The sequence below is a fragment of the Rhizobium sp. M10 genome, assembly GCF_002531955.1.
GTDB classification, from domain to species: domain Bacteria; phylum Pseudomonadota; class Alphaproteobacteria; order Rhizobiales; family Rhizobiaceae; genus Rhizobium; species Rhizobium etli_C.
Map to the genome: position 1 here is coordinate 112,351 of NZ_NWTA01000009.1, position 19,766 is coordinate 132,116.

The window sequence follows — 19,766 nt, forward strand, 5'->3', positions numbered from 1 at the left end:
GATTGTTCGTCATGCCGCGTTCGCCGAACTTCCCGGAGCCTCAGATTTTCCGGAATGTCAGATAGGCCGAAGACCGGCCTTCACGCCGCGCCTTGGCCTCGTAGCGGGTGCTCGGCCAGCCCTCGTAGGGCGTCAGCCAGTCGGCCGCATTGTCGGCGAGCCAGTCGAAGCCGCCATGGTCGCGGCATTTGAGCAGCGTCCAGTTCACATAGGTGTCGATGTCGGAGGCGAAGCAGAACAGGCCGCCGGGCTTCAGCACGCGATGGAAGCGGTCGAGATTGGTCTTCGAGACGAAACGGCGTTTCCAGTGTTTCCGCTTCGGCCAGGGATCGGGATAGAGCAGGTCGATCTGGTCGAGCGACGCGTCCGGCAGCCAGTCGAGCAGCTGCGTCGCATCGTCGTTGTAGACGCGGATATTGCGCGCCCCCGTCTCGCCGATGCGCGACAACAGCTTCTGCATGGAATTGACGAAGGGCTCGACGCCGATGAAGCCGGTCGAAGGCCTTTCCAAGGCGCGGTGGATCAGATGCTCGCCGCCGCCGAAACCGATTTCCAGCCGCACTGTTTTGACGGCAACCGGGAAGAGGGAGGTCAGCGGCTCCGGAGGAGCCGCCGAGAGGTCGACGAGGAATGCCGGGAGCAGGCTGTTTAACGTCTCGGCCTGCTGTTCGCGCAGGGCCTTGCCCTTGCGGCGACCGAAAAAGGCTTCGGTCGCCCGGCCCCGGCGCTCCATATCGGTCATGCAGCGGCCTTGGTCTTGACGGCTTCCTTCAGCGCCTTGACGAGGTCGGTGCGCTCCCAGGAGAACGAGCCGTCACGGCCGGCCTTTCGGCCGAAATGGCCGTAAGCCGAGGTCTTGGCGTAGATCGGCTTGTTGAGGTCGAGGTGACGGCGGATGCCCGACGGCGACAGATCCATATTCTCGCGGATCGCCGCTTCGACCTGGTCCTCGGAAACGCCCTTGCCGGTGCCGTGCAGGTCGACATAGATCGACAGCGGCTGGGCGACGCCGATCGCGTAGGAGAGCTGGATCGTGCAGCGGTCGGCAAGGCCGGCGGCCACGACGTTCTTGGCGAGATAGCGGGCGGCATAGGCAGCCGAACGGTCGACCTTGGTGGTGTCCTTGCCGGAGAATGCGCCGCCGCCATGCGGCGCCGCACCGCCATAGGTGTCGACGATGATCTTGCGGCCGGTGAGGCCGGCATCACCGTCCGGGCCGCCGATGACGAACTTGCCGGTCGGGTTGATGTACCACTTGCAATCATCCGCAATCTTCAGCTCGCCGAGCGCTTCGCGGATATAGGGTTCGACGACGGCGCGGACCTTGTTGGAATCCCAGCTGTCATCGAGATGCTGGGTGGAAAGCACGATCGAGGTCGCTTCCGACGGCTTGCCGTCGACATAACGCACGGTCACCTGGCTCTTGGCGTCCGGGCCGAGCTTGGCGACCTCGCCATCACCCTTCTTGCGGGCGGTTGCGAGCAGCTGCAGGATCTTGTGGGAATAATAGATCGGCGCCGGCATCAGGTCCGGCGTCTCGCGGCAGGCATAACCGAACATGATGCCCTGGTCGCCGGCGCCCTCGTCGCCCTGCTGGTCGGCGGCGCTGTCGACGCCCTGGGCGATGTCGGCCGACTGCGAGTGCAGGAGCACGTCGATCTTTGCCTTCTTCCAGTGGAAGCCGTCCTGCTCGTAGCCGATATCCTTGATCGCGCGGCGGGCAGCGGCCTTGAACTTCGACGGATTGATGACGTCGTTGCCGTCCTTGTCCTTCTTCATCAGGCTCGGCGGCAGGCGGACCTCGCCGGCGATGACGACGCGGTTGGTCGTCGCCAGCGTTTCACAGGCAATGCGCACGCCCCACGGATTGACGCCGGTCTTGGCCGCTTCGCGGTAGACCAGATCGACGATCTCGTCGGAGATGCGGTCACACACTTTGTCCGGGTGACCTTCGGCAACAGATTCGCTGGTAAAGAGATAATTCGCGCGCATTCCGGGATTCCCCTCAAAGAATAAAAGCCTGCTAGTAGGTACTCAGTTCGAGCGCCGATGACAAGCGCAGAAGGACATAAATATATCTTTATATCTGCGGCAAAGTGACAAATTTTGCCCCAAAAACGCAAAAAAGCGGCCTTTCGGCCGCCTTCCATTCTGCGAAGGGAGCTGTGATCAGTCGGCGTCGGCTTCGGCCGCGAGCGCCTTGACCAGTTCCACGACCTTGCGGCGAACCTTGGGATCGGAAATCTTCACGAAGGCGCGGTTGAGTTGCAGGCCTTCGGAGGAGGAGAGGAAGTCGACGACATAATTCGAGCTGGAGGCTTCGGCCATGCCGCCGATGGCGCCGGAATGTTCGCCGGGTGCATCCTCGAAGAAGAAGGAGACCGGGACGTTCAAAATGCTCGAGATGTTCTGCAGACGGCTTGCACCGACGCGGTTGGTGCCCTTTTCATATTTCTGGATCTGCTGAAAGGTGATGCCGAGGCTTTCACCAAGCTTTTCCTGACTCATGCCGAGCATCGTTCGGCGGAGGCGAATGCGGCTGCCAACATGGATGTCGATGGGATTCGGCTTTTTCTTGTTTTCTATCATGGTCGTGCCCTAGCTACGAATTTCAACCTGTGTCCAACCGGCATGCCCCTGATCCATCCCAAAACGCCACGTTGCAGTCGGTGGGAACCCACCTTCCAACATACGTTAGGAACGCCGATTGTCATCACTATGCAATTTTAGGGGTTTTTGGTCAATTCAACCCTAAAATAAAACCTCCGCGCGAGATCAGCGCAATCAAAATCAGCAGAGCCTCGGTCAACCAGAAGTATGTCTGGTGGGGGTATGTGGTTCCGAACCCTTCACTGAGGCTATCGACAGTTGCATCAATAAAGCCGGTTTCTCCAAGATCGAGGCCGGCGATTATTTCTCCGTGCGCGTTCACCAGCGCCGAAATGCCGCTATTGGCGTCGCGAATCAGCGGCAGGCCGGTCTCGACCGCCCGCACCCGCGCCTGCAGGAAATGCTGGTAGGGGCCGGGCGTCATGCCGAACCAGGCATCATTGGTGAGGTTGAGGAGTGCGTTGGCGTCTTTTATGTCGCCGGTCATTTCATCAGGAAAAATGATCTCGTAGCAGATCAGCGGATAAAGATTGAGGCCGCCGGGCAGCGTCAGCAGGTGCCGGCTTGCGGCAGCCGAAAACCCGCCCGGGATCTCGACGACGTTCTGCATGCCGAATTCGGTGAGCAGGTCTTCGAAGGGCAGATATTCGCCGAAGGGCACCAGATGCACCTTGTCGGAAGCGGCAATGATCTGGCCGCGGCCGTCGATCACATAGATGGAATTATAGTAGCGCACCGGCGTGCCCGGTCCCATCTCCTCGGCGCGCACCGCGCCGGCGATCAGGATCTGGTCGTCGTCGAGCGTATCGGCGATCCGCGTCAGCGCATCCTGGTTGTCGGTCAGGATAAAGGGGATCGAGGTTTCCGGCCAGACGATGATATTGGGCTTGCGCCCGCCATTCCTCGGCGCCTCGGCCGAAAGCTTCAGATGCGTCTCGAAGATCGCATTGCGATCGGCGTCGTTGTCCATCTTCGCCGCTTGATCGATATCAGGCTGCACCAGCCGCACCACCGGCCGCTTGTCCTCGGGCAACGGCACGGGCCGCGGCGCCAGATAGAGAACATAGGTGCCGTAGCCGAGATGGGCGGCAAACAGCAGGACGGCAAGCGCAATGCCGGTGCGTGCGCCCTGCCGGGTCCCGACAAGGGCGGGGGCGGAAAAGACGAAGACGGCAAGGGCGGTCACGCCCATCGCCCCGATCACATGCGCCGACTGCATCATCAGCGGAACCGGCATCAGGCCGTAGCCGATGGCGTTCCAGGGAAAACCGGTGAGGATGACGCTGCGAAGCCATTCCATCAGCCCGAAGCCGGCCGCAAGCGCGGCGATCCGCCCCATGCCGTCGGACCAGAAGATGCGGGCCAGCGCAACAGCCAGCCCATAGAAGATCGCCAGACAGGCCGGCAGACCGAGGATGGCGAGCGGCAGCGCCCAGGCGAATTCCTCCGAATCGACCAGCAGCGCGTGGCCGAGCCACCAGAGGCCGGCGACGAAATAGCCGAAGCCGAACAGCCAGCCGACCGCAAAAGCCGGCCACAGCCTGCCGATCAGGCCGCTTTCAGGCGAAGCCGCCGCTCCGTCGATCAGCCAGACGAGCAGCGTGAAGGACAGGAACATCGCCGCGAAAAAGCCGAAGGGCGGCAGCGCCAGCACGGCGAATGCCCCTGCAGCAACGGCCAGCAACGACCGTTTGACCCCCCAGACGAGGATAACCCTGTCCGCAAGCCGCTCCATGCGCACTCCCATCAAACCGCGAATCAACCCATCCGCAGTCTTTCAAAAAAGCGGCTCTTTGTCCTGTTAATGCACGTCGTCAGGAACCGCGCAGCGGTTCCGGAATGACGACACGCTGCAAAAGCAAGGAACTAGTTGGCGGTCGATTCGGCCGGCCGGTCGTCACCGGTCTCGGAGCCGGGCGTGATGTCGCCGGCCTCTTTGGCGCGGCGGCGAATTGCGTGGCGCTTACGGGTGATGCGCAGCCGTTTGATGCGGCGCGGATCGGCGTCGAGGATGTGGAACTCGAAATTCGGCAGCGCCTGAACGACTTCGCCGCGCACCGGAATGCGGCCGAGGGCCGAGAAGATCAGCCCGCCCAGCGTATCGACTTCGTCGACCTGCTCGCTGATGTCGAAATCCGGCCCGATCGCTTCGGCGATCTCTTCCAGCTCGACGCGGGCGTCGGCGACGAAGACGTCTTCGGCGACGCGCTTGAACATCACCTCTTCGTCGTCATGTTCGTCGTCGATGTCGCCGACCACCATTTCGACGATGTCCTCATGCGAGGCGAGCCCGTCGGTGCCGCCATATTCGTCGATGACCAGCGCCATCTGCGTGCGGTTCACCTGCATCCGGCGCAGCAGGTCGGAGGCCAGCATCGACGGCGGCACGAACAGGATCTTGCGGATGATGCCGGCCTCGGCCAGCGTCTTCTGCAGGTCGACGCGGGCGAGATCGAAATTCGGCTTGGCCGAACGCGTCGGCTTCTGGATATTCTCAGGCGCAACGTCGATCGCCGGCAGGGTAACGGCCGGTTTTGTCGGGCCGCGGCGCTTGTTGCGCGCCTGCTTGGCGACATAGGAGAGCAGGTCGCGGATATGCACCATGCCGCGCGGATCGTCGAGCGTATCGGCATAGACGGGCATGCGCGAGCGGCCGGATTCCTCGAACAGGATCATCAGCTCGCCGATGGTGATGTTCTGGTCCACCGCCTCGATATCGGCGCGCGGCACCATCACGTCGGCGACCCGCACCTCGCGGAAGCGCAGGATATTGTGCAGCATCGCCCGCTCGTCGGGCGAAAAGGCATCGTCGCCGGCCGCGTCGGTCATCAGCGCGTCGGCCAGATCCTCGCGCAGCCGCGAGCCTTGCTGCGGGCGGAGAATGCGCGCGGCGCGCGACCAGAAGGATTGGGATCGGCCGGATGGCCGACTACTACTGCCCGCCTCGTCCGAAGAGGAGGATGACTCGGAGTCCTTGGCGTCTGCCGCCGGCTTCGTCGTAAAGTCGCTCATGGTTCCATTTTAAGGTCTTGACCCTCGTAAGGATCAGATAGGCCGAGCTGCGCCAAAATGCGAGTCTCCAGCCCCTCCATAATTTCGGCTTCGGTACTATTCATATGGTCGTAGCCGAGAAGATGCAAGAAACCGTGCACCAGAAGATGGGTCAGGTGGTCGTCGAAACTCTTTTCGAGCTCATGGGCCTCCCGCTCCACCGTCTCCCGGGCAATGATGATGTCGCCGAGCATCGGGCCGGGCATTTTGCCAGGCTGAACCGGAAAGGCCGGAAAGGAGAGCACGTTGGTCGCCTTGTCCTTGCCGCGCCACTCGGCGTTGATGTCCTGGATCGAGGCGTCGTCGGTAAACACCAGCGAAACCTCGGGCGGCATCGTCGGGAAGGGCTGCCTTTCGCTGTCGCGGAGATAGACCGCCGCTGCCCCGAGCACGCGGCCGCAAAAAGCCAGCAGCGTCTCTTCCTCGGGCCAGCCGATGTTCTCGATGCTGATCTGGATGTCGAGCTCGGCCATCAGTCCTGCCGGCTGACGTCTTCGGGTTCGACGGCATAGGTCGAATCATAGGCCCTGACGATGCGCCCGACCAGCGGATGACGCACGACGTCGGTATCCTTGAAGCGCACGATCGAGATGCCCTCGACGCCGTTCAGCAGCTGCAGGGCCTCGACCAGGCCGGATTTGACGCCGCGCGGCAGGTCGATCTGGCTCGGGTCGCCGGTGACGATCATCCGCGCATTCTCGCCGAGGCGCGTCAGGAACATCTTCATCTGCATCGACGTGGTGTTCTGCGCTTCGTCGAGGATGATCGCGGCATTGGCGAGCGTGCGGCCGCGCATGAAGGCGAGCGGCGCGATTTCGATGACGCCGGCGGTGATCGCCCGGTCGACCTTGTCGGCCGGGATCATGTCATAGAGCGCGTCATAGAGCGGGCGAAGATAGGGATCGACCTTTTCCTTCATGTCGCCGGGCAGGAAGCCCAGACGCTCACCGGCCTCAACGGCCGGACGCGACAGGATGATTTTTTCGACCGCGCCGCGCTCCAGCAGCTGGGCGGCATGGGCGACGGCGAGATAGGTCTTGCCGGTGCCGGCCGGGCCGACGCCGAAGACCAGTTCGGAGCGTTCCAGCGCCCTGATATAGGCGTCCTGGGTCGGCGTGCGGGCGATGATCGTCTTCTTGCGGGTGGAGACCTGCGCCATCGTCAGCTTGGCCTTGCGCTCCATCGTCGGCAGGCTGAGCTGATCGTCGGCGGCGACCGCCATGCGGATTGCGCCCTCGACGTCGGATCGTTCCACGCTGCCGCCTTTCTGAAGTTTTTCATAGAGATAGTCGAGCGTGCGCCGTGCCTGGTTGGTGGTCACGACATCGCCCGATATGACGACGGAATTGCCGCGCGCCCGCGCATCGATGTTGAGCCGCTCCTCGAGCAGCTTGAGGTTCTGGTCGAATTGACCGAAGAGCTCGCTGGCGAACCGATTGTTCTCGAACGTCAGGACGAAGTGATTGGTGTCGCTCGGCGTGCGGGGGTGGCGCGGTGAAGAAGAAACCAATTCTTGTCCGTTCAAGCGGTCGGGCTCCTTGGGTTAGACCGCAGCCTCTGCGCGTTCGGCAAACAGGCTGTTCGTTCCGGTTCCGGTGATTCGCACTTTAATAATGTCACCGATTTGCGATGCTTTTGCATCAACATTCACGGATTGAAGCCAGGGAGAACGTCCGATTAGCTGGCCGGGCATGCGGCCGGGCTTTTCGAGCAGCAGATCGATCTCCTTGCCGATGCAGGATTCGGCAAATTCCTGCTGCTGCTTCAAAAGAAGCGCTTGCAGGCGTTCCAGCCGTTCTGCCTTGATTTCTTCCGGCACCTGGTCCTTCAGTTCCGCACCGGGTGTGCCCGGCCGTGTCGAGTATTTGAACGAGAAGGCCTGCGCGTAGCGCACCTCCTCTACAAGTCTCAGTGTATCCTCAAAATCCGCATCTGTCTCCCCCGGAAAGCCGGTGATGAAATCGCCCGACAGCGCGATGTCGGGCCGCACCGTGCGGATGCGTTCGATCAGCGTCAGATATTCGGCTGCGGTATGGCGCCGGTTCATCGCTTTCAGGATGCGGTCCGAGCCCGATTGCACCGGCAGGTGCAGATAGGGCATCAGCGCCCGCAAGTCGCGGTGCGCCTCGATCAGCCGGTCGTCCATGTCGCGCGGATGGCTGGTGGTATAACGCAGCCGCGCGAGGCCGGGGATCTCGGCCAGGCGGTAGAGCAGGTCGCCGAGGCTCCATGCCTCGCCCCGAGGCCCGGCGCCGTGCCAGGCATTGACGTTCTGGCCGAGCAGGGTGATCTCGCGTACGCCGGCTTCGACGAGCTTTTCGGCTTCCTCGACGATCTGGGAAACCGGCCGCGACACTTCCGAGCCGCGCGTATAGGGCACGACGCAGAAGGTGCAGAACTTGTCGCAGCCCTCCTGCACCGTCAGGAAGGCGGTGACGCCGCGGGCGCGGATCTTCCGGCTCTCGGCGATCGGCAGATGCTCGAACTTGTCCTCGATCGCATATTCGGTATCGACGACGCGCTGGCCCTGTTTGGCCCGCCGCAGCGCTTCCGGCAGGCGATGATAAGTCTGCGGACCGATGACGACGTCGACGGCCGGCGCGCGACGCAGGATCTCCTCGCCTTCGGCCTGGGCGACGCAGCCGGCAACGCCGATCATCATCTCCCTTCCGTCCGCCGCCTTCTTCTTCTTCATCTCGCGCAGCCGGCCGAGCGCGGAATAGACCTTCTCGGCCGCCTTTTCGCGGATATGGCAGGTGTTGAGAAGGACAAGGTCGGCCTCTTCCATGTCCTCGGTCGGCTCGTAACCGTCGCGGGCGAGCGCATCGCTCATGCGCGTGGAATCATAGACGTTCATCTGGCAGCCATAGGTCTTGATGAAGACCTTGCGGCTGTTGGAGCCGTCGCGGAGTGTCTGCTCCGGGGCCTGAAGAAGGGCGCTGTCCTGTGTCATGGCGGCTATGTAGTGGTTTTTGCCGCCCGAGAAAATCAAAATCTTGTTTTAGCAGCCGCGCAAAACTGTGCAGCGACCTTGCGACAACGGCATGCGAGAAAACCGGGAGCTAAAGCGCAAGGAGCGCATCTGAAAGATCGCGACGCGCTTTAGGAAATTTCCCGCCCGCGCAGGCGGCTGTTCAGGAGGTTGCGGATGCGCGAGGCGATCGTCGCGCTCACCTCCTTGCGGTTGGTGTCGGCGCGGTATTCCACCGCTTCGCCGAAGCAAACCTCCGCGTCGAGGGCGCCGCATCTGACGATGTCGATCAGGTGCGGCAAGAGCTCGATATCACCCGGCCAGGCGGCGAGCGGCCTGTGATAGCGCCCCATGGCGATGCCGTGCACGCGGGTATAGGCGATCGCCACCGGCTGCACCACGACTGTCCCCGTCGGCGAGGCGGGCACGGCCATCGCGGCGGCGCCGAAAAGCGAGGATTTCACCTCCAGCAGCCGGTTGCCGTCCGAGGTCGTGCCCTCCGGGAAGAGCACGATGATTTCGCCGTCGGCCATGCGCCCGGCGATCTCATTGGCCTGATGACCGGTTTTGCGCCTCTCCTCGCGCACGACGAAGACGCTTTTCTGCAGCTTGGCAAGCGTGCCGAAGATCGGCCAGTCGGCCACCTCGATCTTGGCGATGAAGGCGACGTCGGCCACGGCCGACATCACCATGATATCCATCCAGGACGAATGGTTGGAGCAAAGCATCAGCGGCCGGCGATCTTCCAGCCTGCCGGTGACGCGCACGCGGATGCCGAGGCAATAGCAGATGATGCGGTGCCAGACGCGCGGCAGCCGGCGGCGCAGCCGCCAGTCGAAACGCAGCGCCAGCAGCTGCAGCGGTATGAGCACGATGCTGACGGCAAGGATGACGGCCGCAGCCAAGGCGATGCGCAGCCAGGCGATCAAAGGTGCTGCTCCCGGGCGGCCATTGCTTCAGAGATCGTCCTTCTTCAACGGAATGCCGTAGAGCTCCAGGCGATGATCGACCAGCTGGAAGCCGTGTTCGCGGGCGATGCGCTCCTGCAGCGCCTCGATCTCCGGCGAGCGAAATTCGATGACCGTGCCGGTTTTCAGGTCGATGAGGTGGTCATGGTGCTCTTCCGGCACTGTTTCGTAGCGCGAGCGCCCGTCGCGGAAGTCGTGGCGGGCGATGATGCCGGCATCCTCGAACAGTTTGACGGTGCGATAGACGGTCGAGATCGAGATTTTCGCATCGACTTTCACCGAGCGGCGGTAGAGCTCTTCGACGTCGGGATGGTCTGCCGAATCTTCCAGGATGCGCGCGATCACGCGGCGCTGCTCGGTCATGCGCATGCCGCGTTCGGCGCAAAGCTCCTCAAGGGTCTTGGCTACATCAGGCATGGCCCGCCTTCAAAAATATTCGCGTTTCGACAACGCCCGCACGGTCGTCGCGCCGGCCGGCCTGTCATCTCTCTGCCACGGAACTACCGAAGAACGCGCTTCATGACAAGCGCCGTGGAAAGGGCGCCGTTTTCCTGCTTGTAGTAGCCTTGGCGCTCGCCGACCTTCTCGAAGCCGAGCTTGCGGTAGAGGCCGAGGGCGGCCGTATTGCCGTTGTCGACCTCGAGAAACATGCTCTCGCCGCCGCGCGCCCGCGCCTCCCGCATCGCCGCCTGCATCAGCCGCCAGCCGAGCCCGGAACGGGCGACCTTGGCCTGCACGGCGACCGTCAGGATTTCCGCCTCGCCGGCGACCTGGCGGGCAAGAATGAAGCCGGGCAGCGGCTTCTTCAGGATGGCATTGGTCTGGCGCGCGACGAAGCCGAACACGGTCTCCTGCGACAGCAGGCTGTGGAACTCGCCGTCGCCCCAGGGCCTTGCGAAACGCTCGCCATGCAGGACGGCGACGTCGCGGCAATCCTCGCGCTCCATGGCGATGATCTCGAATTCCGGCTTCAGCGTCAGATAGGCTTCCAGCATGTCACACTCGTCGCGCAATCGCATATCCGGCCTGCGGTTTGGCATCCGGTCCGCGCAGATAAAGGGGCTTTGGCTTTCCGGCATCGGCGGCGGCGGCACCGAGGCGCGCCACCACTGAAATCGGAAACACGTTGGCATGGTCGCCGCCGGCGTCCGCCTTCAGGAGCGGCGTTGCCGAACCGGTGATCTCGCCGTCGAAGCCGGCGGCGAAAGCCTGGGCATCGGCGACGCTTGCCGCCCGCGGCGCATCGAGCGGAGAACCATCCGCCGCAAAGGACTGGAGATAGATTTCGTCCCGCTTGGCGTCCATGGCCGCAAGCACCGCGCGGCCGGGCGTCCTCTCACGCTCTGCGGCCGCCATCACTTCGAGTGTGGTGACGCCGACGACGGGGATTTGCAGGGAGAGCGCAAAACCGCGGGCTGCGGCAACGCCGACGCGGATACCGGTAAAGGAGCCGGGGCCAATGGTGACGGCGAGGCGGTCGACCTCAGAAAGCGTCATATCGGCCTGAGCCAGTGCACGGTCGACGATATCGATCAGATGTTCAGCATGCCCCTTGCCGATCATGTCCGATGCCTCCCCCAGCACCGTATTCCTGCCGCTGTCATAAACGGCGGCAGAGCAATCTACACCTGCCGTGTCGAGCGCCAGAACGATCATGCCATCAATTTCCGAATAAACTCTTGTCGCTAACCATAAACCCGTCCGGCCGAACGAGAGATGAACGGCCGGAACGAATTCGAGATTTTCAAGCGGCAATCACTTCCTGCACTTCGGGTACGAAATGGCGCAGCAGGTTCTGGACGCCGTGCTTCAGCGTCGCCGTCGAAGACGGGCAGCCGGAGCAGGAACCCTTCATGTTCAGATAGACCTTGCCGTCCTTGAAGCCGCGGAAGGTGATGTCGCCGCCGTCCTGGGCAACGGCCGGGCGCACCCGGGTCTCCAGAAGCTCCTTGATGGTCAGCACGATCGACTCGTCGCTTTCATCGAAGAATTCGTCGCCGGCATCGGCGTCTTCGGACAGGATGGAGGCATCGCCCATGACCGGCTTGCCGGACATGAAATGCTCCATGATCGAGCCAAGGATAGCCGGCTTAAGATGCTGCCATTCGGCATCGTCCTTGGAGACAGAAATGAAATCATAGCCGAAATAGACGCCGGTGACGCCAGGGATTTCGAACAGCCGGGCAGCGAGCGGCGAAGCCTCGGCCTCTTCGGCGCTGCGGAATTCGGCGGTGCCGTTTTCCATGACGACCTTGCCCGGCAGGAACTTCTGCGTGGCGGGATTCGGCGTGGCTTCGGTCTGAATGAACATCTGGCTCTCCATGCGGCGGGCCCAAGACCTCGACCGTCTTTTAGAATTCTTCAAAAGAAAATAGGCCCATTGCCTGATCTAATCAAGAGACTTGTACTCAAGAAATAGGCTCAGCAGAGGGCGTCGATTTCCTCGTTCGTCAGCGTATCCGGCAGCACGGTCACCGGAATCGGAAACGCCGCCGCGCGTCCGGCGATCGACGAGACCAGCGGTCCCGGACCTTCCTTCGCCGAACCGGCGGCCAGAACGAGGATCGCCACATCGCGGTCGTCCTCGATCACCGCGTTGATCTGTTCGGCCGCACCGCCTTCGCGGATAACGATTTCCGGCTCGATGCCGATCGTCTCGCGCACGATCTGGGCGATCTTGGCGACGGTCGCCTCGGCCTCTTCACGGGCTTCCGCCCGCATGATCGCCTCGACACCCAGCCATTGCTGAAAATCCCCGTCGGGAATGACGTAGAGCAGCACCAGCCCGCCATTGGAATTCTTCGCGCGCCGGCCGGCATAATGAACGGCGCGTTGGCATTCGGGTGTACCGTCGATCACCGCCATGAATTTGCGGCGATGACCTTCGAGCCGTGAGAGTCGCTTCGATACCATGCGGCGGACTCTGACACCCGAAGCGGAAAAATTGCAAGCGCAGTTTTTGCTCCTCTTCCCCCAACCGGGAGAAGAGGAGATGTGCCTTAATACAGGAAACCGATGACGTCCCGCAGCTGGTTCATCGTCACCTCGGCGCGAGCCCGGGCACGTTCGCTGCCCCTGCGCAGGATCGCATCGATGTGGCTGGTATCGTCCATCAGCCGGCGCATTTCGCCGGTGATCGGCGCCAGCACCTGGATGGCGAGATCGACCAGCGCCGGCTTGAAGACCGAGAACTGCTGGCCGCCGAATTCGGCAAGCACTTCCGGCTTCGATTTGTCGGCAAGCGCGGCATAGATCGCCACCAGATTGTCGGCTTCCGGCCGGCCCTGCAGCCCGTCGACCTCGCTCGGCAAACCGTCCGGATCGGTCTTTGCCTTGCGGATCTTCTTCGAGATTGCATCCTCGTCATCCATCAGATTGATGCGCGACAGGTCCGAAGGATCCGATTTCGACATTTTCTTGGTGCCGTCGCGCAGCGACATGACGCGCGGTGCCGGTCCGCCGATCAGCGGCTCGACCATCGGGAAATAGGCATGCACCGGCTCGTCGCCGACGGTGATGTCGATGCCGTAGCCGGTCCTGCCGATATGCTCGGCATAATCGAGGTTGAACTTCATGGCGATGTCGCGGGCAAGCTCGAGATGCTGCTTCTGGTCCTCACCGACCGGCACATGGGTGGCGCGGTAGACGAGAATGTCGGCGGCCATCAGGCTCGGATAGGCGTAGAGGCCGAGCGAGGCCTGCTCGCGGTCCTTGCCGGCCTTGTCCTTGAACTGCGTCATGCGGTTCATCCAGCCGATGCGGGCGACGCAGTTGAAGATCCAGGCGAGTTCGGCATGCTGCGGCACGGCCGACTGATTGAAGACGATGTGTTTTTCCGGATCGATGCCGGCGGCGATGAAGGCGGCGGCGATCGAGCGCGTCTGGCCCGGCATGTCCTCGTGCACCAGCTGGGCAGTCAGCGCATGCATGTCGACGACGCAGTAGATGCAGTCATTGCCTTCCTGCAGTGCCACGAAGCGGCGGATCGCGCCGAGATAATTGCCGAGATGCAGATTGCCGGTCGGCTGCACGCCGGAGAATACGAGTTTCTTGAATTCGCTCATGTCGTCCTCAATAGGCTGGTGGAGGGCCTACAGCGCCGCGCGTCTTTCAGACGCGCAAAGGACGCTGTAACATTCGAAATTGCTGCTTTATTCCTCAAGTCGATTCCGACCTGAGGAATAAAGCAGTGGGCTGTTCGCCCATGTTGCTAACGCCGCGGCTTATGCACGGGCAGCCGGTCGCAATCAAGAGGTTCAGCCTGCGGCATGCTGGATCAGATCGAAGCTGTTGCCGTAGGGATCGGCAAAGACCGCCACGGTGCCGTAAACCTCATGCCTGGGCTGCTCCAGAAAGCGGACGCCGGCTGCAAGCATGGCGGTATGATCGCGGGCGAAATCGTCGGTCTTCAGGAAGAAGCCGACACGACCACCCGTCTGGTTGCCGATTGCTGCGTGCTGCGCATCGTTCGCCGCCTGCGCCAGCAGAAAGGCGGCGCCATCCCCGCCTCGCGGCTTCACCACCACCCAGCGTTTGCCCTCCGGCTGCGGCTTGTCCTCAAGGCAGTCGAAACCGAGCACATCGCAATAAAAGGCCTTGGCGCGGTCGTAATCGTCGACGACCAGAGTGACGAGGAAAAGCGACTGGATCGTCATGTGATCTCCTGTGTTTGGATGTTTTTTCCATTTTGAGGCAGGCATTGCCCCGGTTTTAAGCCGAATTGATCAGGCTGTTTAGTTATAATTGAGTATAAAATTTCACAGAAAAGCTTTTATTGAACTGAAAATCCTCGACCGCGCAGGGGTGGCGGGATGGCCGCCGTTCCAACCGCCCGGAGGGACCCATGCAGAACCCCGCTTTGCTCGCCATGGCAGGCCTTTTCGCTCTACAATCAGTAACCAGCGCCGTCGGTCAAGACAGCAAAAGGCCGGCTATTCACCTGCCGAAACATGAGGCGCGCCTCGCCTATACGGTGCAGACCGTCAGCGTCCGTGCCGGCTGTTTTCCCGCGCGTCTTCGGGCCGTGTTGTCGCATATCGCCGCGAAAACCGGACGCCGTCCGATGATCACCTCCGGCCTGAGGCCGCATCCCCGCCGTCATGGCTCCCTGCACGGCAAATGCCTGGCGGCCGATATCAGGATGCCGGGCCTGTCGGAGCGCACCATCATCGCCGCCGCAAGCAGCGCACCGGGTATCGGCGGCATCGGCACCTATTGCAACGGCATCGTCCATGTCGATGTCGGGCCGCGGAGGCGGTGGGTCGATTGTTAGGGCTTATGCATCCTCTGCCGCCACCGGTTTGCGGTTCAGATTGCGCCGGATCATGCCGAGATTCGCTCCGCCGATCAGGAAGGCGGCGGCGAAATAGACCAGCATGGAGATCGCAATCAAAAGCCCCAGCGTGCCGATCTTGGTGAGAAGCGGCGCGCCCGAGGCAAGCCAGGGCGCAAAATACTGCTTGAGGAAGACGATCGCCGCCCCCATGACGGCGGCAGCGACGATCAACAGGGCGGCGCGTTTTGCCAGCGCCCATTCCCATGTCAGATGCCCGCGGCGCAACAGCGTGGTGAACAGCAGCACGGTACTGATCCAGCCGGCGGTGGCTTCGGCGACGGCGATGCCGGGCGCGCCCATATAGGGGAAGAGTGTCAGCGCCGTGGCGCAGTTGGTCGCGACGGCGATCGCCGAGAAGCGCATCGGCGTCTTGGTGTCCTCGCGGGCATAGAAGCCGGGTTGCAGCGCCTTGATCAGCACGAAGGCGGGCAGGCCGATGCCGTAAATCGCCAGGATCGAGCCGACGACGAGGGTGTTTTCCTGATGGAAAGCGCCGCGTTCGTAGAGCACGCGGATTATCTCGTCGGACAGGATCCACAGCGCGAAGGCGGCCGGAATGGTCAGGAACAGCACGAATTCGATCGAGCGGTTCTGCAGGTTGCCGGCCTCGCGCAAGTGGCCGGCCTTCAAGGCGCGCGCCAGCTCCGGCAGCAGCACCACGCCGACGGCGACGCCGACGACGCCGAGCGGCAGCTGGTAGATGCGGTCGGCATATTGCAGTGCCGCGATCGCGCCGTCGCGGGAGGAGGCGATCGCCTGGCCGATCAGCTGGTTGATCTGGGTGATGCCGCCGGTGACGGCGGCCGGCACGGCCAGAATCAGCAGCCGCTTGACGTTCGGCGTCATCTTCGGGAAGCGCAGGCCGATGCTCATGCCGGCCGCAAGCACGCCGACATAGACGACGGCAAGCTGCAGCACGCCGGCCACAAGCACGCCCCAGGAAAGATACCAGGCGGTCGCCAGCGGATCGGCACCGGTATAGAGCGCATAGAACAGCGCCCCGATCATCACCACGTTCAAGAAGACGGGAGCGATGGCGGCGGCGAAGAAATGATGCAGCGAATTCAGCATGCCGCTCATCATTGCCGTTAGCGACATGCACATGAGATAGGGAAACATCACGGCCGCCATGCGGATCGTGATCGAGAATTTCTCGGGGTCGTCGGCGAAACCCGGCGCGATGATAAAACGCACCAGCAGCGGCATGGAGAGCTCCATCACGATGGTGATGAGGAGCAGCACCGAAAACAACACGCCGAAGACTTCCTCGGAAAAGCGCTTGGCGCCATCCGTGCCGTTCGCCTCGATCTCCTTGGCAAAGAGGGGCACGAAGGCGGCGTTGAAGGCGCCCTCGGCAAACAGCCGGCGAAACAGGTTCGGGAAGCGGAAGGCGGCGTAGAAGACGTCGGCCATCGGGCCGGTGCCGAGTGCGGCCGCCATCAGCGTTTCGCGGGCGAAGCCGAAGATTCGGCTGCCGAGGGTGGCGCCGCCGACGGTCGCGAATTTCTTGACGAGGCTCATGCTGGGGAATCGGCTTTCTTTTCGGCTGGGGGCGATGTCCGGGTGGCGGCGGGCGCGATGATGCCGGAAGGCATGCGCTCGCGCAGCTCGTCCTCCTCCTCGGCCATCACCGCCTTCATCCGGGCGGTGATGTTGGCGCGCTTGCTGTCGCCCGAGATTTTCTGGCCGACCAGATCGGTGACGTAGAAGGTGTCGATCACCTTCTCGCCGAAGGTGGTGATGCGGGCCGACTGGATGTCGAGCGACAGATCGGAGAGCACAGCGGTGATCTCCGACAAGAGGCCGGGCCGGTCGAGGCATTCGACCTCGATGACGGTGAATTTGTTCGACAGGCTGTTGGTGATGTTGACCGACGGCGGAATGACGAAGGCCTTGCTTTTCTTGCGGTTGCGCGCGCGCGTGGCGATGACTTCGGGCAGGCGCTTGCGCCCCGACAGCACGTCTTCGATCATCCGTCCGATCGTGCCGGCGCGGCGCAGTTCGTCGGCATCGTCGGCAAACTCGCGGCTGACATGGATCGTATCGAGCGCCCGTCCATCCGACGTCGTGAAGATCTGCGCGTCGACGATGTTGGCGCCGGCGGCCGCACACGCCCCGGCAATGACGGCGAGCAGGCGCGGATGGTCGGGCGACAGCACGGTGATCTCGGTGATGGCGTGGAAACTGTCGGTCCGCACCATGGTGGCGAGCGCCTGGCCCGCCTTGTCGGCCTGGCGGATGAACTGGGCGTGGCGGAGCTGGTCTTCCAGCGGCACGGAGAGCAGATAGGGCTGGTAATGCAGTTTGGTATAGGTGTTGCGGTCCTTCTGGCTCCAGTCGGAGAGCGCAGCCCGCAGCGCATCGGCGGCGGCGTTCGCCCGCTCCTTGCGGGAGACCTCCGAGAAACCACCGGCCAAAAGCAGCTCGGTTTCATAATAGAGCGTGCGCAGAAGCTGGCCCTTCCAGCCGTTCCAGACGCCGGGGCCGACGGCGCGGATATCGCAGATCGTCAGGATCAACAGCATCTTCAGCCGGTCGAGCGACTGCACCCGGTCGGCGAAATCGGTGATGGTCTTGCGGTCGGTGAGGTCGCGGGTCTGCGCCACCATCGACATGGTCAGATGTTCCTCGATCAGCCAGACAACGATTTCCGTCTGCTTCTGCGACAGGCCGAACCGGGCGCAGAGCTTGCGGGCGACGCGGGCGCCGGCGATCGAATGATCCTCCAGCCGGCCCTTGGCGATATCGTGGAGAAGAACGGCGACGTAGAGCGCCTCGCGGTCCTCGATATTCGCGATCAGCTTGTTGGCGAGCGGGTGCAGATCCTCCGAACGCGACTTGTCGATCTCGGAGAGAACGTCGACGGTGCGGATCAGATGTTCGTCGACCGTATAGTGGTGATACATGTTGAACTGCATCATCGCGACGATCTTGCCGAAATCGGGAATGAAACGGCCGAGCACGCCGGCCTCGTTCATCCGCCGCAGGATCAGCGCCGGGTCGCGTTTCGATGTCAGGATCGACATGAACAGGCGGTTCGCCTCGTCGTTTTCCCGTAAGCTGTTGTCGATCAGGGCAAGCGAACGGGTGACGCGTTTCAGCGCATCGGGATGAAATTCCAGCCCATTGATGTCGGCGACATGGAAGAGCCGCAGGATGCTGACCGGATCGCGCTTGAACACCTCCGCGTCGGCGAGTGCGATGCGGCCGCGGTCTTCGACGAATTCGACGCTGCCGGCGATCTTGCGGGTGCGATGGGTGAAACGGCTGATGACGCCGGTGAGGCCGGGAATCGATTTGGCCTGCTGGTCTTCGAGCGCGGCGCACAGGATGCGGGTCAAATCGCCGACATCCTTGGCGACGAGGAAATAATGTTTCATGAAGCGCTCGACGGCCGAAAGGCCGGGGCGGGTGTGATAGCCGAAGGCTTCGGCGATCTCGCGCTGGATGTCGAAGGACAGCCGTTCCTCGGCCTTGCCGGTCAGGAAGTGCATATGGCAGCGCACCGCCCAGAGGAAATCGTCGGCCTTCTCAAGCAGGCGGTATTCGTGTTTTGACAGGACGCCGAGCTTGACCAGTTCCGCCTGGTCGCGCACGTGATAATAATATTTCGAGATCCAGAACAGCGTGTGCAGGTCGCGAAGCCCGCCCTTGCCTTCCTTGACGTTCGGTTCGACGAGATAACGCGTGTCGCCGGCCTTGCGGTGGCGTTCGTCGCGCTCGGCAAGCTTGGCGGCGATGAACTCAGGGCCGGTGCCGGTGACGATTTCCTTGTCGAAGCGGGTCTCGAGCTCCGTTTCCAGCCGTTGCAACCCGCAAATAAAGCGCATCTCCAGAATGGCGGTGCGGATCGTCATGTCGGACTTGGAAAGCGCGATGCATTCCTCCACCGTGCGGGTGGCGTGGCCGACCTTGAATCCCATGTCCCAGAGCACGTAGAGCATGAATTCGACCGCCTTGTGCGTCTCTTCCGCCGGCCGCGGCAGGAAGAGGAAGAGCAGGTCGATATCGGAGCCGGGCGCCAGCGTGTCGCGGCCATAGCCGCCGACGGCGGTGACGGCGAACTTGTCCTTCTGCTGCGGAAAGATATGGGCGGTGGCGAAATTATAGAGGACCGTGATGATCTGGTCCTGCAGCCAGGAAATCCGGTAGGCGCAGTTGAGCCCGCTGCCGTCGGCGGCTAGGGCTGCGCGCGCCTTCTGCCGGCCCTCCGTGCTCGCCTTTTTCAGCACGGCGAGGAGATCGGTACGCATGACATCGGGCCGGTTCCGGTTGGCTTCGGCAACGGCGTCGCACTGCTTCTGCAGCAGTTCGGCATCGAGAATGTCTATAAAATGAAGATCGCGCATCGCTGTTGCCGGGGCGGTTTCCTGTTCGTGCCGGGCGGCCGGTTCGCGGCCTGCCGCTTGTTTCGTCTGCATGCGCTATAGCCTCTTTGCCAGGCGATTGACACAGGTCCTCATACTGCAAGACCCTTTAAATTTGGCGAAATGGTGTTGGCCGGGTCAGGGGTGCCGGACGCTTTGACGCAAGCAGCGGCTTTCGGCAAAAGCCTCAGTCGGCCGCCTGCGCTCTCAGCGCGTAGAGCACCTGCCGTGTCTCGCCCAGGATCTCTTCGAGCGTCTGCCTGTCGCATTCGCGATAACCTGCCTTGGCGATCGCGGTTGCGAGCTCCGAGATCATAGCGCAACTGCGGGTGATTTTCAGCAAGCCGATCGGCGAGGTCCAGCCGCGCGCATTACGATCCTGGTCGGCGCGCCGCATCGTGTCGAACATGGAGCAGATCAGTGAGAGGCGCTCGGTTTCGCGAACCAGCTTTTCCATGAACATC

20 protein-coding genes are annotated in these 19,766 nt (G+C 62.6%); 1 reads left to right on the plus strand and 19 read right to left on the minus strand.

The window, feature by feature from the left end; genetic code table 11:
• Nucleotides 1-40: 40 nt before the first annotated feature.
• The 16 genes from CO671_RS16635 to CO671_RS16710 form a co-directional block, all read right to left on the minus strand.
• Complete coding sequence (locus CO671_RS16635) at nucleotides 41-742, minus strand: tRNA (guanosine(46)-N(7))-methyltransferase TrmB (protein ID WP_097606840.1); 702 nt, start codon at nucleotides 740-742, stop codon at nucleotides 41-43.
• Nucleotides 739-1,992, minus strand: a complete 1,254-nt coding sequence (gene metK, locus CO671_RS16640) for a methionine adenosyltransferase (protein ID WP_097606841.1) — start codon at nucleotides 1,990-1,992, stop codon at nucleotides 739-741. Before metK ends, CO671_RS16635 begins: the two co-directional genes overlap by 4 nt.
• A 177-nt stretch (nucleotides 1,993-2,169) precedes the next feature.
• The gene (locus CO671_RS16645) at nucleotides 2,170-2,589 is read right to left on the minus strand and encodes a helix-turn-helix domain-containing protein (RefSeq protein ID WP_004679846.1); all 420 of its coding nucleotides are present in this window, start codon (nucleotides 2,587-2,589) and stop codon (nucleotides 2,170-2,172) included.
• Between the two features lie 151 nt (nucleotides 2,590-2,740).
• A complete protein-coding gene (gene lnt, locus CO671_RS16650; RefSeq protein WP_097606842.1) occupies nucleotides 2,741-4,345 on the minus strand; it encodes an apolipoprotein N-acyltransferase in 1,605 nt (534 codons plus the stop codon).
• Between the two features lie 131 nt (nucleotides 4,346-4,476).
• The gene (locus CO671_RS16655) at nucleotides 4,477-5,622 is read right to left on the minus strand and encodes a hemolysin family protein (protein ID WP_097606843.1); all 1,146 of its coding nucleotides are present in this window, start codon (nucleotides 5,620-5,622) and stop codon (nucleotides 4,477-4,479) included.
• Complete coding sequence (gene ybeY, locus CO671_RS16660) at nucleotides 5,619-6,134, minus strand: rRNA maturation RNase YbeY (RefSeq protein ID WP_097606844.1); 516 nt, start codon at nucleotides 6,132-6,134, stop codon at nucleotides 5,619-5,621. The genes CO671_RS16655 and ybeY overlap by 4 nt, the downstream gene beginning before the upstream one ends.
• Nucleotides 6,134-7,186 (minus strand): PhoH family protein, encoded by a 1,053-nt coding sequence (locus tag CO671_RS16665; protein WP_097606845.1) that lies wholly within the window; start codon nucleotides 7,184-7,186, stop codon nucleotides 6,134-6,136. The genes ybeY and CO671_RS16665 overlap by 1 nt, the downstream gene beginning before the upstream one ends.
• 18 nt (nucleotides 7,187-7,204) lie before the next feature.
• A complete protein-coding gene (miaB, locus tag CO671_RS16670) occupies nucleotides 7,205-8,614 on the minus strand; it encodes a tRNA (N6-isopentenyl adenosine(37)-C2)-methylthiotransferase MiaB (RefSeq protein WP_097606846.1) in 1,410 nt (469 codons plus the stop codon).
• A gap of 149 nt (nucleotides 8,615-8,763) precedes the next feature.
• Nucleotides 8,764-9,561, minus strand: coding sequence for a lysophospholipid acyltransferase family protein (locus CO671_RS16675; RefSeq protein WP_097606847.1), 798 nt, complete (start codon nucleotides 9,559-9,561; stop codon nucleotides 8,764-8,766).
• Nucleotides 9,562-9,588: 27 nt separating this feature from the next.
• Nucleotides 9,589-10,017: a Fur family transcriptional regulator gene (locus CO671_RS16680; protein ID WP_010028198.1), complete on the minus strand. Its 429-nt coding sequence runs from the start codon at nucleotides 10,015-10,017 to the stop codon at nucleotides 9,589-9,591.
• Between the two features lie 83 nt (nucleotides 10,018-10,100).
• A complete protein-coding gene (locus CO671_RS16685; RefSeq protein ID WP_010028199.1) occupies nucleotides 10,101-10,595 on the minus strand; it encodes an N-acetyltransferase in 495 nt (164 codons plus the stop codon).
• A gap of 1 nt (nucleotide 10,596) precedes the next feature.
• Nucleotides 10,597-11,256 carry a tRNA (adenosine(37)-N6)-threonylcarbamoyltransferase complex dimerization subunit type 1 TsaB gene (tsaB, locus tag CO671_RS16690; RefSeq protein WP_097606964.1) on the minus strand — a complete coding sequence of 220 codons (660 nt, stop codon included), beginning with the start codon at nucleotides 11,254-11,256 and terminating at the stop codon, nucleotides 10,597-10,599.
• Between the two features lie 88 nt (nucleotides 11,257-11,344).
• Nucleotides 11,345-11,911, minus strand: coding sequence for a NifU family protein (locus tag CO671_RS16695; protein WP_064707761.1), 567 nt, complete (start codon nucleotides 11,909-11,911; stop codon nucleotides 11,345-11,347).
• Nucleotides 11,912-12,021: 110 nt separating this feature from the next.
• The gene (locus CO671_RS16700) at nucleotides 12,022-12,513 is read right to left on the minus strand and encodes a universal stress protein (RefSeq protein ID WP_010027937.1); all 492 of its coding nucleotides are present in this window, start codon (nucleotides 12,511-12,513) and stop codon (nucleotides 12,022-12,024) included.
• Nucleotides 12,514-12,599: 86 nt separating this feature from the next.
• Nucleotides 12,600-13,664, minus strand: a complete 1,065-nt coding sequence (gene trpS, locus CO671_RS16705) for a tryptophan--tRNA ligase (RefSeq protein WP_097606848.1) — start codon at nucleotides 13,662-13,664, stop codon at nucleotides 12,600-12,602.
• Nucleotides 13,665-13,856: 192 nt separating this feature from the next.
• Nucleotides 13,857-14,255, minus strand: coding sequence for a VOC family protein (locus CO671_RS16710; RefSeq protein WP_097606849.1), 399 nt, complete (start codon nucleotides 14,253-14,255; stop codon nucleotides 13,857-13,859).
• A 188-nt stretch (nucleotides 14,256-14,443) separates the two neighbouring features.
• Here CO671_RS16710 and CO671_RS16715 point away from each other — a divergent pair, with 188 nt between their 5' ends.
• The gene (locus CO671_RS16715; RefSeq protein WP_097606850.1) at nucleotides 14,444-14,872 is read left to right on the plus strand and encodes a D-Ala-D-Ala carboxypeptidase family metallohydrolase; all 429 of its coding nucleotides are present in this window, start codon (nucleotides 14,444-14,446) and stop codon (nucleotides 14,870-14,872) included.
• A 3-nt stretch (nucleotides 14,873-14,875) separates the two neighbouring features.
• On the opposite strand, the gene murJ is transcribed toward CO671_RS16715, so the two are convergent.
• From murJ to CO671_RS16730, 3 genes are all read right to left on the minus strand, one after another.
• Nucleotides 14,876-16,456 carry a murein biosynthesis integral membrane protein MurJ gene (gene murJ, locus CO671_RS16720; RefSeq protein ID WP_097606851.1) on the minus strand — a complete coding sequence of 527 codons (1,581 nt, stop codon included), beginning with the start codon at nucleotides 16,454-16,456 and terminating at the stop codon, nucleotides 14,876-14,878.
• A complete protein-coding gene (locus CO671_RS16725; protein WP_097606852.1) occupies nucleotides 16,453-19,356 on the minus strand; it encodes a [protein-PII] uridylyltransferase in 2,904 nt (967 codons plus the stop codon). The genes murJ and CO671_RS16725 overlap by 4 nt, the downstream gene beginning before the upstream one ends.
• Nucleotides 19,357-19,489: 133 nt before the next feature.
• Complete coding sequence (locus CO671_RS16730; protein WP_010031717.1) at nucleotides 19,490-19,765, minus strand: hypothetical protein; 276 nt, start codon at nucleotides 19,763-19,765, stop codon at nucleotides 19,490-19,492.
• Nucleotide 19,766: the final 1 nt, after the last annotated feature.

Coding starts and splice junctions, on each gene's coding strand:
- CO671_RS16645 (WP_004679846.1), bottom strand. CDS start 2,589: ATGATAGAAAACAAGAAAAAGCCGAATCCCATCGACATCCATGTTGGC.
- ybeY (WP_097606844.1), bottom strand. CDS start 6,134: ATGGCCGAGCTCGACATCCAGATCAGCATCGAGAACATCGGCTGGCCC.
- miaB (WP_097606846.1), bottom strand. CDS start 8,614: ATGACACAGGACAGCGCCCTTCTTCAGGCCCCGGAGCAGACACTCCGC.
- CO671_RS16715 (WP_097606850.1), top strand. CDS start 14,444: ATGCAGAACCCCGCTTTGCTCGCCATGGCAGGCCTTTTCGCTCTACAA.
- CO671_RS16710 (WP_097606849.1), bottom strand. CDS start 14,255: ATGACGATCCAGTCGCTTTTCCTCGTCACTCTGGTCGTCGACGATTAC.
- CO671_RS16655 (WP_097606843.1), bottom strand. CDS start 5,622: ATGAGCGACTTTACGACGAAGCCGGCGGCAGACGCCAAGGACTCCGAG.
- CO671_RS16700 (WP_010027937.1), bottom strand. CDS start 12,513: ATGGTATCGAAGCGACTCTCACGGCTCGAAGGTCATCGCCGCAAATTC.
- CO671_RS16695 (WP_064707761.1), bottom strand. CDS start 11,911: ATGTTCATTCAGACCGAAGCCACGCCGAATCCCGCCACGCAGAAGTTC.
- CO671_RS16725 (WP_097606852.1), bottom strand. CDS start 19,356: ATGCAGACGAAACAAGCGGCAGGCCGCGAACCGGCCGCCCGGCACGAA.
- CO671_RS16730 (WP_010031717.1), bottom strand. CDS start 19,765: ATGTTCATGGAAAAGCTGGTTCGCGAAACCGAGCGCCTCTCACTGATC.
- lnt (WP_097606842.1), bottom strand. CDS start 4,345: ATGGAGCGGCTTGCGGACAGGGTTATCCTCGTCTGGGGGGTCAAACGG.
- CO671_RS16635 (WP_097606840.1), bottom strand. CDS start 742: ATGACCGATATGGAGCGCCGGGGCCGGGCGACCGAAGCCTTTTTCGGT.
- metK (WP_097606841.1), bottom strand. CDS start 1,992: ATGCGCGCGAATTATCTCTTTACCAGCGAATCTGTTGCCGAAGGTCAC.
- trpS (WP_097606848.1), bottom strand. CDS start 13,664: ATGAGCGAATTCAAGAAACTCGTATTCTCCGGCGTGCAGCCGACCGGC.
- CO671_RS16685 (WP_010028199.1), bottom strand. CDS start 10,595: ATGCTGGAAGCCTATCTGACGCTGAAGCCGGAATTCGAGATCATCGCC.
- tsaB (WP_097606964.1), bottom strand. CDS start 11,256: ATGATCGTTCTGGCGCTCGACACGGCAGGTGTAGATTGCTCTGCCGCC.
- CO671_RS16680 (WP_010028198.1), bottom strand. CDS start 10,017: ATGCCTGATGTAGCCAAGACCCTTGAGGAGCTTTGCGCCGAACGCGGC.
- murJ (WP_097606851.1), bottom strand. CDS start 16,456: ATGAGCCTCGTCAAGAAATTCGCGACCGTCGGCGGCGCCACCCTCGGC.